Here is a 14,601-nt window from a genome sequence, read left to right as displayed (position 1 = left end):
CCATGTTGATCGCCCGTCCCTTGATCCTTGCGGCCGCGCTTGTCGGTGCGCCGGGCGCATTCGCGCAGAGCTATCCTGGCCAGCAAGCGCCGATGGTGCCGCGTCCGACGCCGGACGCTGATGCGCTTGCGGGAGCGATGCGGCGGCTCGGCGCCAATCCGCGCGATCTTGCCGCCTTGATCGAGGCTGCCGAGCTGTCGCTCAAGCTTGGTGACGTCAATGCTGCCGCTTCCCTGTTGAAGCGCGCCGAGAACGTCGATCCCATGAATGGCAGGGTTAAGGCGGGGATGGCGCGCATCCTTGTGACCCAGGAGCGCCCCGGTGAGGCGCTGCGCTACTTCGATCAGGCGGTCGGATACGGGCTCGACCCGCGTACCTTCGCCGGTGATCGTGGCCTGGCCTATGATCTGATCGGCGAACAGGAGCGCGCCCAGCGCGATTATCGTGTGGCGTTGCGGTCGGGCGGGACGGAAGAGGTGCAGCGTCGCTACGCCCTTTCTCTCGGGATTTCCGGCAAGCAAAAAGAGGCGCTCGAGATCATCGACGATCAGGTGCGCGGCAATGATCGCAGCGCCTGGCGGGTCCGAGCATTCGTACTCGCGATGACGGGTGACGTGCCGGGCGCGCAGAAGATCGCCGGCACGATGATGCCACAGGGAATGGGCGCCGCGCTGGCTCCCTTCTTCACCCGGCTCGCGACCTTGCCGGCGGCAGATCGGGCCTTCGCCGTTCATTTTGGCGAACTGCGCCCCACGCCGCAGCGGCTTGCCGACGCGCGGATGGTGCCCGCCTTGCCACCCTTGGCACCCGAGCCGGACCGCCCGGTTCAGACCGCCGCCGTCGCTACGCCCAGCGCGCCACCTCCGGCTGCAGATCGCGGAAGCGCGCGGAGCGAGGCGAGCAGGCGGCGCGAGGCAGCACGTGCCGAGCAGCGGGCGCGCCGGGCGGGCCGGAGTGACACGCGCACGGCCGCTGCCGTCACCGCGCCGGTGGTGCCACAGCCGCCTGTTGCAACCGCTGTTGGCCAGCCGCCGATGGCGACTGCCGTGCGACAGCCCGTTAATGAGCCAACCGCGTTTCAGCCACCCCGCTATGCCGGTGTTGCTTTCGCTCCGCCCAGGGCGGTGGTGCAGTCCGTGCCTGGGGCGGCAGATGATACGGCCAATCGGACGGGCGGCGCGGCGTCGGTCAGCACAGCTAGCACGCCGTCGGCATCTTCGCGGGTTGGAACCCCGCTTCCATCAGCGGGTCTTGCCCAATCACGCGCGCAGGACAGGATGGCCACGCCGGCTGGCGATACACTGGCCGCAGTACGTGAATCGACCAACCCGCCCGCGCCGACTGTAGCATCATCGACGCCCGCCGCCGCCGTGCCGCTGTCGGCCGCGCAAGCCACGGGTTCCGCGCCCGCAGCCTCGATCGTCGCCGCGACTGCTCCAAGCGTCGAATCTGTGGTGCCATCATCGGCAAACCCCAGTGTCGCTCCGCGAACGGAGGTGGTGACCTCTTCGCCGACGGCAAGGACCGGATCGTCAGGCCCAGCGCTCACCGAAGATACGATCCTCGCCCGGATCATGGCCGGCATCTCTATCCCGGGCGCCGAATTGGGTGTGGCGCCCATTCGTCAACCAGAGCCGATGACCCGGCCGTCAGCAGCGGACGTGCCGAGTCCCGGCGGAACGGTTGCCACGGCGAGCAGCATCGCCGCGGCAGAAACGGCGCGCAAGGCGGCCGAGGCGGAGCGGCTCGCTCAGCAGGAGCGAGCCGAAGAAGCGACCCGCGCCCGGCGGGCTTCGTCAACCGAGACCGTTGCTGCTCAGAACAAGCCCGAGCCCAAGGCTGGCGGCACCAAGCTGGCCTCAAACGCCGCTCGCGACAGCAAGTCCGGCAGCGAACAGGAAAGATCGTCGGTCGATCCGAAGCGCAAGGCTGCCGATGCGAAAGCAGCTGCCGCCAAGAAGCAGGCTGACGAGAAAAGGGCCGCCGAGGCGAAGAAAGCGGCTGAGGCTGCCAAAGCCGCCAAGGCGGATCCGTCGCGGATTTGGGTGCAGGTCGCTGGCGGTGCGAACAAGGAAGATCTTCCCAAAGCTTGGGCCGCCGCTCAGGAGAAGGCGCCGGCGTTGAAGGGCAAGGCCGCCTATACGACGCCTCTTCGGTTTACGAACCGGCTGGTGACGGGTCCGTTCAAGACTGATGGGGAAGCGCGCGAGTTCATCAACACGCTCTCCAAGCAAGGGGTTTCCGCGTTCTCATTCACCAGTGAGAGCGGGCAGAAGATGGTGAGGTTGCCGGCAAAGTGACGACGCTTGCGCCTTGGGCTTCTGTCCCGGCGCATAGCAAAGGTCGCCTCTACGAAGAACAAAGCAAGTCCGGCGGGCAAGGCGAGCGTGGTCCGCGCGACGCTTACCAGCGCGACCGCGACCGCATCATTCACTCGATCGCCTTCCGTCGCCTCAGGCACAAGACACAGGTGTTTCTCGCCCCGGACGGCGACCATTTTCGTGTCAGGCTGACCCACAGCCTTGAAGTTGCGCAGATCGGGCGAACAATCGCGCGCACGCTCGGTCTGAATGAGGATCTGACGGAAGCGCTGTGCCTGGCCCACGATATTGGCCATCCCCCCTTCGGTCACGCCGGCGAAGATGCACTGAAAGCTGCCATGGCCGGGGCGGGCGGCTTTGACCATAACGGCCATACGCTGCGGACGTTGATGCGCATCGAGCGGGCCTATCCGCGCTTCGACGGCTTGAACCTGACCTGGGAGACGCTGGAGGGGCTGGCCAAGCACAACGGTCCCGCACGTCATCCTGGCTGGGCCTTGGCAGAGGCTGATTGCGAAGCGGAGCTGGAGCTAGGCACCTACGCCAGCCTGGAAGCGCAGGTTGCAGCGCTGGCCGATGATATCGCCTACGACAATCACGACATCGACGATGGATTGCGAGCCGGGCTCCTGTGCGTCGATCAATTGCTCACGGTTCCGCTTGTTTGCGAGGGTTGGGATCGTGTGCGAAGCTTGTTTCCCGACGTCAGCGAGCGACGACAGGCGAGGGAGCTCGTCCGCAGCCAGATTGGCGTGATGGTGAACGATCTGCTTGAGGAGACCAGGCGCCGTATCGCTTTGTCGAAGGTGCGCACGGTTTGTGACGTTCGCAACGCCGGTCAGGCCTTGGTGGCTTTCTCGGATGCGATGCGCATCGCCGAGCGCGACCTGAAACGCTTTATGTACGCGAACCTTTATCACCATCCCAAGCAGCTAGAGGCTGCGGCGGCGGCGCATCAGATCGTGGCCGGCCTGTTCGCGGCCTTTCATGATGACCCCGAGACGCTGCCGCTTGAGTGGCGTGCAAGCCTCCCCAACGAGGAGCCTGCCTTCAGCCGACATATCGCGGATTACATCGCCGGCATGACCGATCGGTATGCGATCCGCGAATATGTGCGTGTCGTCGGCCCTGTGACGATGCCGGACGGGTTTTGACCAAGCCGACCGCACCGCGGGCGATGGCGCCTTAATTCTTCAGGCGCCACCCGCGACGCAACAGCACATAGCATAGAACGCCAAGCGCGACGTCGAGCGCGAGCACCACTGCGCTGCCGAGGACGACGGGTGAGTCCGCGATGCCGAGAAAGCCATAGCGGAAGCCCGAGATGATGTAGAAAAAGGGATTGGCATGGCTGATCGCCTGGAACACTGGCGACAGTCGATCCACCGAATAGAAGGTGCCCGACAGCAAGGTCAGCGGCGCAACGACGAAATTCGTCACCGCGGCTGCGTGGTCGAACTTCTCCGCCCAAATCGAGGTGAGCACACCGATCAGCGCCAGGAAGACGGAGCCAAGCAGACCAAACCAGATGACGGCAACGAGATGGGCGGGGACGACGTTTACGCCCGGCCAGAGCGCCATCGCGAGCCACACCGTCAGCCCAACCAGGAACGCACGCGTCACCGCTCCGCCGGTAAGCGCCACCAGCAGTTCGGCCGTGGACAGCGGAGGCATCAGATAATCGACGATCGTGCCCTGGATCTTGCCGACGAGCAGCGAAAAACTGGCATTCGCAAAGGCATTGTTCAGCATGCCCATGACGATGAGACCAGGAGCCACAAAGTCGGCGAAGGGAACCATCGCTCCGCCAAGGTGCACCTCTCCGCGGGCGCCCAGGGCGACGGTAAATATAACGAGATAGAGCAGCGTGGTGATCGCCGGCGCCCAGATCGTTTGCAGCTGGACCTTGAAGAAGCGACGCACCTCCTTCACATATAAGGTCTTCAGGCCGCCCCAATTGACGTTCCGAATTGACGGGACGCCTGGCGCGTTCCTGACCAAGGAATTGTCCTGGCCGCCGGATTGTTGGCCAATTGGGGGGTGGCTGCTCATCGCTTGATCGCGTAGTCGCTGCCGCCGCTTGCTGCAACCGGCGTAAGAAGTGAAGGAACGACAAGGCCCATGTCCTGGACCGAGGAACGGATCGATACACTGCGCAAGATGTGGGAAGGCGGGCAGACCGCCAGCCAGATCGCGGAGGCGCTGGGCGGGGTCAGCCGCAATGCGGTGATCGGCAAGGCGCATCGCTTGGGCCTGCAGTCGCGCCCGTCACCTGTCGTTCCGAAGGACGCGGAGGCGAAAGCCGCATCGGCGGCTGCTCCTGCTCCTGCTCCCGCAGCAGAACAGGTAAGCGCTCCGCCTGCGCCGCCACCGCCCGCGCCGCCGCCGCCGCCAGTTGCTGCGCCGGCAAGTCCGCCGGCGGTCACGCAAGTGTCGGCGCCCAAGCCGATCACCATCACGACTCCGCTGGAGCCGGAGCGGCCCGCTGAGTCGCAGCGCATGGTTCGGTCTGTCGGGCCGGGCGGTTTCGTGCGTCAGGCGCCAGGTGAGCAGCAGCCACCGATCGCGCCGGCGCCGCCGCGTCGTCTCGTGCCGGCGAAGCCGTCACCGGAGATCGCGGGAAAGACCAGTCTCCTCGATCTGAGCGACAAGGTGTGCAAATGGCCGCTCGGACACCCGGGCGAGCCTGACTTCCACTTCTGCGGCGATAAGGTGAACCCGGGTTTCCCTTATTGCGTGGAACATTGCGGTCACGCCTATCAGGCGCAGTTGCCGCGGCGTGATCGTCGTGCGGCTCCACTTCCGTTCGGCGGGCCGCGGATGCGCTGACGCTCACAAATTCTGTTTGCAGATCAGGCCACACCAGACCGCGGGTTTGGTGTGGCTTTTTTTGTAAGTGGTTCCGAGCGCTAGGTGTGGGGCGGCGCTGCGCTCACATGGGCGGCATTCAATACCTCGCGATGCGGCGGTGCGCTGCTATATGGGGGTATGGCTGATCCAGATCTGTTCCGCGCTCCAGTGACTTCCGCCGATTACGACGCATCTTCCATCGAGGTGCTTGAGGGGCTGGAGCCGGTGCGACGGCGGCCGGGCATGTATGTCGGCGGCACCGACGAGCGCGCGCTGCATCACCTCGCGGCCGAGGTGCTGGACAATGCCATGGATGAGGCGGTGGCGGGCCATGCCACCCGCATCGAAGTCACGCTATCAGCCGGTAACCGATTGACGATCGTGGACAATGGCCGCGGTATTCCGGTCGATCCGCACCCGAAGTTTCCGGACAAGAGCGCGCTGGAGGTGATCCTTTCCACCCTGCATTCCGGCGGCAAATTCACCGGCAAGGCCTATGCAACCAGCGGCGGTCTGCACGGCGTGGGCATCTCCGTCGTGAATGCGCTTTCCTCCGACACGGTGGTGGAAGTCGCGCGTGATCGCCAGCTCTACCGGCAGAAGTTCAGCCAGGGAAAGACGCTTGGCAGGCTGGAAACGGTAGGCGCAGCGCCCAATCGCCGAGGCACTTTGGTGAGTTTTGTGCCGGATACGGAGATTTTCGGCCCGGACCTCCTGTTCAAGCCTGCGCGGCTGTACCGACTGGCGCGATCAAAGGCCTATCTGTTCGCCGGAGTCGAGATCCGGTGGAAATGCGCGCCGGAGCTGATCAGCGACGATACGCCGGCCGAAGCCGTTTTTCAGTTCCCCGGTGGGCTTGCCGATCACCTGCGCGAACAGGTCGGTGGCCGCGAGTGTGCGACGGCTGACTTCTTCTCCGGGTCGCAGGAGTTCCACGACGAGGCGGGGCGGGTCGAATGGGCGGTTGCCTGGCCCCTGTGGTCAGACGGCAGCTACAGCTGGTACTGCAACACCATCCCGACGCCTGACGGCGGCACGCACGAGCAGGGCCTTCGACAGGCGCTGGTGCGCGGGCTGCGATCGTTTGGCGATCTGGTGAACAACAAGCGCGCCAAGGAACTGACCGCGGACGACGTGATGGTCGGCAGCGAATTGATGCTCAGCGTCTTCATTCGCGATCCGCAGTTCCAGTCACAGACCAAGGACAGGCTGACGTCGCCCGAGGCCGCAGGGCTCGTGGAAAAGGCCGTTCGTGACCATTTTGATCACTGGCTGAGCCAGAATATGGATCGTGGGCGTGCGCTGCTCGGCTATGTGCTGGAGCGGATGGACGAGCGGCTGCGGCGCAAGGCAGAGCGTGAGGTGAAGCGCAAAACCGCTACCTCCTCACGCAAGCTGCGCCTGCCAGGCAAGCTGACCGATTGTTCCACCGACAGCAACGAAGGCACCGAGCTGTTCATCGTGGAAGGCGATAGCGCCGGCGGGAGCGCCAAGCAGGCGCGCGATCGCAAGACGCAGGCGATCCTGCCGATCCGCGGCAAGATCCTGAATGTCGCCAGCGCGACCAGCGCCAAGATCCTGGCGAACCAGGAAATCGCCGATCTGATCCAGGCGCTGGGATGTGGGACCCGCAAAGAATGCAGGCCCGACAATTTGCGGTATGAGCGGGTCGTCATCATGACCGACGCGGATGTCGACGGCGCACATATTGCGACGCTGCTGATGACGTTCTTCTTTCAGGAGATGCCGGATCTGGTTCGCCGTGGGCATCTGTATCTCGCGCAGCCGCCGCTCTATCGCCTGACGGTCGGCGCCAAGTCGCTGTATGCGCGCGACGATGCGCACCGCGCCGAGATCGAAGCGACGGTGTTCAAGGGCAAGAAGGTGGAAGTTGCCCGGTTCAAGGGACTGGGCGAAATGAACCCGGCGCAGTTGCGCGAAACGACGATGGACACTGCGAGCCGCAGCCTGATCCGCATCACCCTGCCGCAGGAATATGAGGAGCGGGCTGGCGTGAAGGACCTGGTCGACCGGCTGATGGGCACCAACCCGGCGCACCGCTTCGCCTTCATTCAGGAGAATGCGGCGCGCATGGATGAGGAAGCGATCGACGCTTAGGCGCTTGCGGGCGAGCGGGCGGGTGACGGGGCGCCTGCAAGCCCCTATCTGTCGATGATGCGCAAACCAAAGGCCGGGCTGCCGAGCCGCCAGCAGATCCTCGACTTCATCGCGACCAGCGATGTCCCGGCCGGCAAGCGCGAGATCGCGCGCGCGTTCGGGTTGACGGCGCAGGAGAAGATCGGCCTCAAGGCCTTGTTGAAGGACATGAGCGACGAGGGCCTGATCGACAGCGCCCCTGGCCGCGCCTTTCACAAGATGGGCGGGCTGCCCAAGGTTACCGTGCTTCGCGTGGTGGACGTGGATGACGGCGGCAACATCTGGGCCACGCCGGAAAAGTGGGAAGCCGAGACGCCGCCGCCGCGGGTACGGGTGCGGGAGCGCCGCCGCGGGGAGATCGGCGTCGGCACGCGGGTGCTGGCGCGGACGGAAGAAGCTGGCAGCGGCTGGATCGCTCATCCGATTAAGGCGCTGGCGCCAGCGGCGGAGCAGATGATCGGCGTACTGCGCGGCGAGGGCGATCGGCTGTGGCTGCAAGGCGTGGAAAAGAAGGAGCGGCGTGAATATGCCGTTTCAGACGCTGGCGGGGCACAGCCCGGCGATCTCGTGCTGGCGGAACGGGCGGGCCGCCCGCCGCGGATCACGGCGCGGGTGGTGGAGCGACTGGGCGATCCGTTCGCCCCGCGTAGCTTCTCGCTGATCGCGATACATCGGCACGAGATCTCGCATGTGTTCGATCAGGAGACGCTGGACGAGGCGGCGCGGGTCGCGCGTCAGCCGCTGGGGGACGGACGCGAGGACCTGACGCACCTGCCGATTGTGGCGATCGATCCCGCCGATGCGCGCGACCATGATGACGCGATCTGGGCCGCGCCGGATGATGATCCCGGCAATCCCGATGGCTGGCGTGCGGTGGTCGCGATCGCGGACGTGAGCTTCTACGTGCGCGCAGGCTCCGCACTTGATCGTGAGGCACGACGCCGTGGCAATTCGGTCTATTTTCCGGATCGCGTCGTGCCGATGCTGCCTGAAGTGCTGTCCGCTGATGTCTGCTCCTTGAAGGAGGACGAGGATCGCGCGGCCATGGCTTGCCACCTTCAGATCACCAAAAATGGCGCGCTGAAATCCTGGCGCTTCACGCGCGCGGTGGTGCGGATCGCGAGTAACATCGCTTATGAGGATGCGCAGGCTGCGATCGACGGGGATGCCGACACTGCCGCGTTGCCTGAGCATTTGATGGCGGCGCTGCATAATCTATGGGGTTGCTGGAGCGCTCTGGCCCAGGCGCGCGACAAGCGGGAGCCGCTGGGACTCGACCTGCCGGAGCGGCAGGTCGCGCTGGACGAAAAGGGGCGGCTGCTATCAGTGGCGCCCCGCGAGCGGCTGGACGCGCATCGGCTGGTGGAAGATTATATGATCGCCGCCAATGTCGCGGCGGCCAAGGCGCTGGAGGCCAAGAAGGCGCCGGTGATGTACCGCGTGCACGAGCCGCCGACACGCGCGAAGCTGGCAGCGCTGAAGGATTATCTCGAGACCTTCGATATTCCCTTCGCACTGGGGCAGGTGATCAAGCCCGCCACCTTCAATAACATTCTCGAGCGGGTAGGCGACGCGGATTTCCGTCCCCAAGTGATGGAGCAGGTGCTGCGTACACAGACGCAGGCTTATTATGGCCCTGGCAATCACGGCCACTTCGGCCTGTCGCTCGGTTCCTACGCCCATTTCACCTCGCCCATCCGCCGCTATGCGGACTTGCTGGTCCATCGCGCGCTGACCAGTTCCTATGGTCTCGGTCCGGGCGGGCTGAACGGCGATGAGGATTTCGAGCGGCTGGGCGAGACGATCAGCAAGCTGGAACGCCGTGCGATGGAGGCCGAGCGCGAGACGATCGACCGCTATGTCGCGGCCTTCCTCGCCGAGCGGGTGGGCGAGATCGTTGATGCGCGGATCACCGGCGTACAAAACTTCGGCTTCTTCGCCACGGTCGAGGGGGTCGGTGGCGACGGCCTGATGCCGGTGAGCGACCTGGGCGGCGAGTATTTCCGCTATGATGAGGCCGCCATGCGTCTGGTGGGCGAAACCAGTGGCGACGAATATGTGCTCGGCCAGCGTTTGAAGCTCCGGCTGGCGGATTCAAACCCGGTCTCAGGTGCGCTGCGCTTCGAACTGCCGGAAGGTAAGGGCGCGCGCCCGGCGCGGCGCGGCGAGCGCGAAGCACGCGCGCCGCGGGTGCTAAAGCGACGCGGGCGGCCGGGCAACATCAGGCATCAGGGGCGGAGGAAGTAAGGTGGCGAATATCGTGATGCGCGCGGCGGAGCGCTATTCGACGCGCTCGCAGAACCGGATCGTTGAGCGCCTTCGCCGGGCCGGTGCCATCAAGCCTGCGAATGCGACTACCTACATGCCGACCGCGCGTGGCGATCGCCGGCTGCTGGCGAGAATGGTGAAGTTCGGCGCCGTTGTGACGGAGAGTGAGGGGCGCTATTGGCTGGACGAGCGTGCGCTCATCAATTTCCGCAAGGAAGAGCTGGCACGCGTGCTGGGCGCGATCGCTGTAGCCGGCTTTGCAGCGGCGGGTGCGATCGCGATTGGACGATGATCGGGGTCGCGAGCCTCGTCACTGACATTTGGAACGCCTCCCTCGCCAAAATAGCGTCACAGGCGAAAAGCGGCAGTCTATAAGCTTGGCCCGGCAAGGATCCCCGAGCAGTTGTACCTGAGTCCGCGTCGCACTTAATCGAACCGCCGATACTCAGCAGGCGGTGAAGGTGAGGCCGGCGTTCTTCTCCAGCCGGCTGCGCAGTGCGGGGCCCATCAGGGCACCGGGTGTCCAGATGCCGCCATCACCCGCAACATCCTGCACCAGACACAGCGCGCTTTCAGCGAGCATCTTGCTGGTTGAGCCATAGCCGGGGTCGCGATCCCCCGTCACCACTGCATCGATGCGCGTGCCGTCCGGCATCAAGCCGATGAAGAGCACGTCGTAATGACCGTTCTCGCGCTCTTCCTTGGTGGGACCCTCGCCTGGCTTGGGGCCGCTATCACCGGCGAACGGGTTGAGCTTGGCGATGGCTTCCGCGGCTGCCTTGCCCATGTCGCCCAGCCCGGCAACCATCATCTCGTCATACACGAAATCATCGCCGTAGCGGCCGCCGAGCAGGAAATTGGTTCGGTGCACGTTCTTGGTGTTGATCGGCGCCATGACAAAGGGTGCGACCCAGCAGTTGATGGTGGAGTCGAACTCCGGAATCATGCCGGTCGGCTGATGAGGCCCGCTGTGCCCTGGCGTGAGCGCAAACGGGCTGGCGAGCAGCGGGACGAGCGACGGATCCTTCGCCGCGGCGGCCAACGTCGCCTTGAGGCTGGCGGCGGTGCCACCGGAGAAGCCGCCCTTCATCACGCGAACGCGACCCTTCACTCGCGGCGCGGGTTGGCCGAACCGGGCGATCGCGGCCTCCTGCAGTGTCAGTACGCCGAGGTCGAAGGGAATGGAGTCGAATCCGCAGGAGAAGACGATGCGCGCGCCGGTGCGCTTTGCCTCCTCATGATGCGCATCGATCAAGCGGCGCATCCAGCCCGGCTCGCCACATAGATCGACATAAGCGGTGCCGGTGGCGGCACAGGCGGCAACCAGATCGCTGCCGTAAAGCTGATAGGGGCCGACGGTGGAAATCACCACGGTGGTCCGCTCGCACATGGCGCGCAGTGAGGCGGGGTCATTCGAGTTGGCGGTGATGAGCGGCAGGTCGGCGCTGATCCCCATCTCGGCGCGCACGTCCTGCAGCTTGCTGAGCGAGCGGCCGGCCATCGCCCAGCGAACGCCGGTGGGATAGGCGTGGGCGATATACTCCGCCACGAGGCGCCCGGTGTAGCCCGTTGCGCCATAGACGATCACGTCGAACTCGCTCGCCATCACTTCCGTCTCCTATGCCGCTTCGCTGAACTGAAGGCTGGCAAGTCGGGCATAGAGCCCGCTGCGTGCCATCAGCGCCGCGTGATCGCCTTGTTCGACGATCCGTCCGCCATCCATTACCACGATCCGGTCAGCCGCGCGTACTGTTGCCAGGCGATGCGCGATCACCAGCGTCGTACGATCGGCCATCAAGCGCTCGAGCGCTTCTTGCACCAGTCGCTCGCTTTCGGCATCAAGCGCGCTGGTCGCCTCGTCGAGCAGCAGGATCGGCGCATCACGCAGCAGCGCGCGGGCGATCGCCACCCGCTGACGCTGGCCCCCTGACAGTCGCGCGCCGCCCTCGCCGAGGAAGGTGTCGAGGCCATCCGGCAGATCGCGAAGGAAGCTGGCGGCATTCGCTGCATCTGCGGCGGCCCACAATGCATCGTCATCGGCCTTCCATCGGCCGTAACGCAGATTGTCGCGGGCCGACGCGGCGAAGATCACCGTTTCTTGCGGCACCATGGCGATTCGCGCGCGCACGGCCGCCGGGTCCGCCTCGCGCAGGTCCACGCCGTCGATCGCAAGACGCCCCTCGGCGGGATCGTAAAAGCGCTGGAGCAGCTGGAACAGGGTCGTCTTACCCGCGCCCGACGGCCCGACCAGCGCCACTGTTTCTCCCGGGGCGATCTGAAGCGAGAAGTCGTGCAGCGCGGCGGTATCGGGCCGCGTCGGATACCGGAATTCGACATGCTCGAACGTCACCGCACCGCGCGCCGGCTCCGGCAGAGTACGTGGGCGGGCGGGTGCGGCGATCTCGGGCTTCTCCGACAGCAGTTCGGCCAACCGGCTGGCAGCGCCGGCGCCGCGCAGCAGCTCGCCATAGACTTCCGTCAACGCGCCAAAGGCCCCGGCAACAATACCGCCGGTCAGCACGAAGGCAGCGATCGAACCGCCGGAAAGCCGCCCCGCAGCCACGTCCGTCGCACCTTCCCACAACACCAGCGTGATTGAACCGAAGACGAGGCCGATCACGATCGCGGTCATGATGGCGCGCAGCAGGATACGACGCTCGGCCGCGCTCATGGTCGCCTCCACCGCGCCGGCAAACCGCTCCGCCTCGCGGCGCTCCTGCCCGAACGCCTGAACAATCTTCATCGCCCCCAGTGTCTCGGTGACCATGGCGCCGACATCGGCGACACGATCCTGCGAGGTGCGCGAGTAATTGCGCACCCGCCGGCCAAGCAGCATGATCGGCAGGATGATCAGCGGAATGCCGAGGCACAACAGGCCGGCAAGCTTCGGCGAGATGGCGAACAGATAGACAAGGCCACCAAGGCCGGTGAAGGCGTTGCGCAGGGCCACTGATACGGTGGTGCCCACCACCATTTCGATCTGAGCTGTGTCCGCCGTCATGCGGCTGGCGATCTCCGAGGGGCGGTTCTCTTCGAAAAAGCGCGGGCTGAGGCTCAGGAGGTGGCGCTGCACGCTGCGGCGAATGTCGGCCACCACCCGCTCGCCAAGCCAGGACACGAAGTAGAAGCGCACCGCCGTGCCGATCGCGAGCACGGCCACGATCATCAGCATGTAATGAAACGCGCCGGCGACCGCCTCGCCCGTGTTCGCCCCGAAACCGCGATCAATCACGCGTTTGAAGCTGTAGGGGATCGCGATCGTTGCGGCTGAGGTGATCGCAAGCGCCGTCCAGGCGGCAGCGATCTGCGCTGGGTATCGCTTTGCATGGCGCCAGACGAGAGCGAGATTGCCGATCCGGCGCGTTGAAGGCGGCTCTACCGCCGCGTTGCTGGCCATGCGGGCGGCCCTAGCAGCGGGTGAAGTGTGGCTCAATCGCCACCGTCATGAAGTAATCGCCAACGCGCCTCGTTGTGCAGGTGCACAATACTTATATGATGCCGTCATCCTCCTGCGCTACAGGATACCCGATGCTCTACGATGCCTATGAGTTCCAACGCTCACTGCTCGCAACGGCAAGTGCAATGGCCAATTTTGGCGCAGGCATGTTGCAGAATCCGGCAAACCCGTTCACCTATTTCGGTGGCGGGCAGATCATCGCGTCGGCGCTTGAGGTGTTTGCTCATGCTGCGGCACCGCGCGGAAAACCGAGCTTTGGACTCGATCATGTCGAGGTCGACGGCCGAACCATTCCGGTGCGTGAGGAAGTGGTGCTCCATAAGCCTTTCGGCCAATTGAAGCGCTTCGTGCGCGAGGGGATTGAGGGTGGGCCCCGGCTGCTCATCGTGGCGCCAATGTCGGGCCACTTCGCGACCCTGTTGCGCGGCACGGTAGAGCGGATGCTGCCGTTTGCCGACGTGTACATCACCGATTGGGCCGATGCGAAGCTGGTGCCGGTGGCGGAGGGTAGCTTCGATCTTGATGACTATATTGATTATCTTATCGAATTTTTGGAGACGATCGGCGCGGGCGCGCACATGCTGGCGGTCTGCCAGCCATCAGTGCCGTCCTATGCCGCTGCCTGCCTGATGAGCGCGAGGCAGCATCCATGCCGGCCACGGACGCTGACGATGATGGGCGGGCCGGTGGATACGCGAGAGGCGCCGACCGCGGTCAACCAACTGGCGACCGAGCGGCCGCATTCCTGGTTTGAGCAGAATGTGATCGCGACGGTTCCCGCCATGTACCCAGGCGCCGGACGGCAGGTGTACCCCGGCTTCCTGCAGCTCACCGGCTTCATGTCGATGAACCTTGGCAATCACATGATGAGCCATTGGGAGATGTTCAAACATCTGGTGCGGGGCGACGGCGAAAGCGCAGACGCGACCAAGGATTTCTACGATGAATATCGATCCGTCTGCGACATGACGGCGGAATATTACCTGCAGACGATCGACAAGGTCTTCCAGACCCATGCGCTCCCGAGCGGCACCATGACCCACCGCGGCGTTCCGGTCGATCCTGCGGCGATCACCGACATCGGCATTCTTGCCGTAGAAGGTGAGCGGGACGACATTTCCGGACTGGGCCAGACGAAGGCGGCGCTGACGCTGGCGAGCAATCTGCCGGCGGACAAGAAGCGTTACTACATGGCCGAGGGTGTCGGCCACTACGGGATCTTCAACGGATCCAAGTGGCGCGAGCGGATCGCGCCCGTAGTCGAGGAGTGGATCGCGGCGCACGATTGAGGCAGTAGCGAAGAGAGGCTGACCGCTGAGGCCGCATACACGAGAATAGGCGGAGCATTTCTGCGGCTTCCGAGCGTTGCGCGACGTCACCTGGGCGAGAAAGCTCGCCCCGAAGGCAGGTCGACATATCAGTTTGCCCAGTTCTCGACGGCGGCGCGTCAGCACGCCCAAAACAATTTCTCCGGCTTGTCTCGGCGTGTACGTTGCCGCTGACGCCGAGCTGTTAAGTCGCGGAGCTTTGGACCCTGCACAAAACCGC

At 65.0% G+C, this 14,601-nt stretch carries 10 protein-coding genes; 7 read left to right on the top strand and 3 right to left on the bottom strand.

What is annotated here, in order from left to right:
* The first annotated feature begins 2 nt into the window (after positions 1-2).
* Together BMX36_RS08415 and BMX36_RS08410 are read left to right on the top strand one after the other, a co-directional pair.
* On the top strand, positions 3-2,300 hold the full coding sequence (locus tag BMX36_RS08415; protein ID WP_093064464.1) for an SPOR domain-containing protein: 2,298 nt from the start codon (positions 3-5) through the stop codon (positions 2,298-2,300).
* On the top strand, positions 2,297-3,475 hold the full coding sequence (locus BMX36_RS08410) for a deoxyguanosinetriphosphate triphosphohydrolase (RefSeq protein ID WP_093064462.1): 1,179 nt from the start codon (positions 2,297-2,299) through the stop codon (positions 3,473-3,475). Before BMX36_RS08415 ends, BMX36_RS08410 begins: the two co-directional genes overlap by 4 nt.
* 31 nt (positions 3,476-3,506) lie before the next feature.
* On the opposite strand, the gene BMX36_RS08405 is transcribed toward BMX36_RS08410, so the two are convergent.
* Positions 3,507-4,373, bottom strand: coding sequence for an ABC transporter permease (locus BMX36_RS08405; RefSeq protein WP_066776957.1), 867 nt, complete (start codon positions 4,371-4,373; stop codon positions 3,507-3,509).
* A 69-nt stretch (positions 4,374-4,442) separates the two neighbouring features.
* On the opposite strand from BMX36_RS08405, the gene BMX36_RS08400 reads away from it, so the two are divergent.
* The 4 genes from BMX36_RS08400 (at position 4,443) to BMX36_RS08385 (ending at position 9,888) form a co-directional block, all read left to right on the top strand.
* Positions 4,443-5,150, top strand: coding sequence for a GcrA family cell cycle regulator (locus BMX36_RS08400; protein WP_093064460.1), 708 nt, complete (start codon positions 4,443-4,445; stop codon positions 5,148-5,150).
* Between the two features lie 159 nt (positions 5,151-5,309).
* Entirely contained in the window at positions 5,310-7,289 is a 1,980-nt protein-coding gene (gene parE, locus BMX36_RS08395; protein ID WP_066777117.1) for a DNA topoisomerase IV subunit B, read from the top strand.
* A 54-nt stretch (positions 7,290-7,343) separates the two neighbouring features.
* The gene (locus tag BMX36_RS08390) at positions 7,344-9,575 is read left to right on the top strand and encodes a ribonuclease R family protein (protein ID WP_093064458.1); all 2,232 of its coding nucleotides are present in this window, start codon (positions 7,344-7,346) and stop codon (positions 9,573-9,575) included.
* A gap of 1 nt (position 9,576) precedes the next feature.
* Positions 9,577-9,888 (top strand): hypothetical protein, encoded by a 312-nt coding sequence (locus tag BMX36_RS08385; protein ID WP_093064456.1) that lies wholly within the window; start codon positions 9,577-9,579, stop codon positions 9,886-9,888.
* A 153-nt stretch (positions 9,889-10,041) separates the two neighbouring features.
* Here BMX36_RS08385 and BMX36_RS08380 read toward each other — a convergent pair whose 3' ends face one another.
* Both BMX36_RS08380 and BMX36_RS08375 read right to left on the bottom strand, forming a co-directional pair.
* Entirely contained in the window at positions 10,042-11,202 is a 1,161-nt protein-coding gene (locus tag BMX36_RS08380; protein WP_093064454.1) for a saccharopine dehydrogenase family protein, read from the bottom strand.
* A gap of 12 nt (positions 11,203-11,214) precedes the next feature.
* Complete coding sequence (locus BMX36_RS08375; protein WP_093064452.1) at positions 11,215-12,993, bottom strand: ABC transporter transmembrane domain-containing protein; 1,779 nt, start codon at positions 12,991-12,993, stop codon at positions 11,215-11,217.
* A gap of 131 nt (positions 12,994-13,124) precedes the next feature.
* Here BMX36_RS08375 and BMX36_RS08370 point away from each other — a divergent pair, with 131 nt between their 5' ends.
* On the top strand, positions 13,125-14,342 hold the full coding sequence (locus BMX36_RS08370) for a polyhydroxyalkanoate depolymerase (RefSeq protein ID WP_093064451.1): 1,218 nt from the start codon (positions 13,125-13,127) through the stop codon (positions 14,340-14,342).
* The last annotated feature ends 259 nt before the right edge of the window (positions 14,343-14,601 follow it).

Origin of the sequence: Sphingomonas sp. OV641 (assembly GCF_900109205.1) — a bacterium.
In the GTDB taxonomy this organism is placed as follows: Bacteria; Pseudomonadota; Alphaproteobacteria; order Sphingomonadales; family Sphingomonadaceae; genus Sphingomonas.
The sequence above is the reverse complement of the archived record's forward strand: the minus strand, read 5'-3'. Positions and strand labels throughout refer to the sequence as shown.

Excerpts from the sequence above, each read along its gene's own strand:
- BMX36_RS08390 (WP_093064458.1), top strand. The coding sequence starts at position 7,344 with ATGATGCGCAAACCAAAGGCCGGGCTGCCGAGCCGCCAGCAGATCCTC.
- BMX36_RS08415 (WP_093064464.1), top strand. The coding sequence starts at position 3 with ATGTTGATCGCCCGTCCCTTGATCCTTGCGGCCGCGCTTGTCGGTGCG.
- BMX36_RS08380 (WP_093064454.1), bottom strand. The coding sequence starts at position 11,202 with ATGGCGAGCGAGTTCGACGTGATCGTCTATGGCGCAACGGGCTACACC.
- BMX36_RS08405 (WP_066776957.1), bottom strand. The coding sequence starts at position 4,373 with ATGAGCAGCCACCCCCCAATTGGCCAACAATCCGGCGGCCAGGACAAT.
- BMX36_RS08370 (WP_093064451.1), top strand. The coding sequence starts at position 13,125 with ATGCTCTACGATGCCTATGAGTTCCAACGCTCACTGCTCGCAACGGCA.
- BMX36_RS08375 (WP_093064452.1), bottom strand. The coding sequence starts at position 12,993 with ATGGCCAGCAACGCGGCGGTAGAGCCGCCTTCAACGCGCCGGATCGGC.
- BMX36_RS08400 (WP_093064460.1), top strand. The coding sequence starts at position 4,443 with ATGTCCTGGACCGAGGAACGGATCGATACACTGCGCAAGATGTGGGAA.
- parE (WP_066777117.1), top strand. The coding sequence starts at position 5,310 with ATGGCTGATCCAGATCTGTTCCGCGCTCCAGTGACTTCCGCCGATTAC.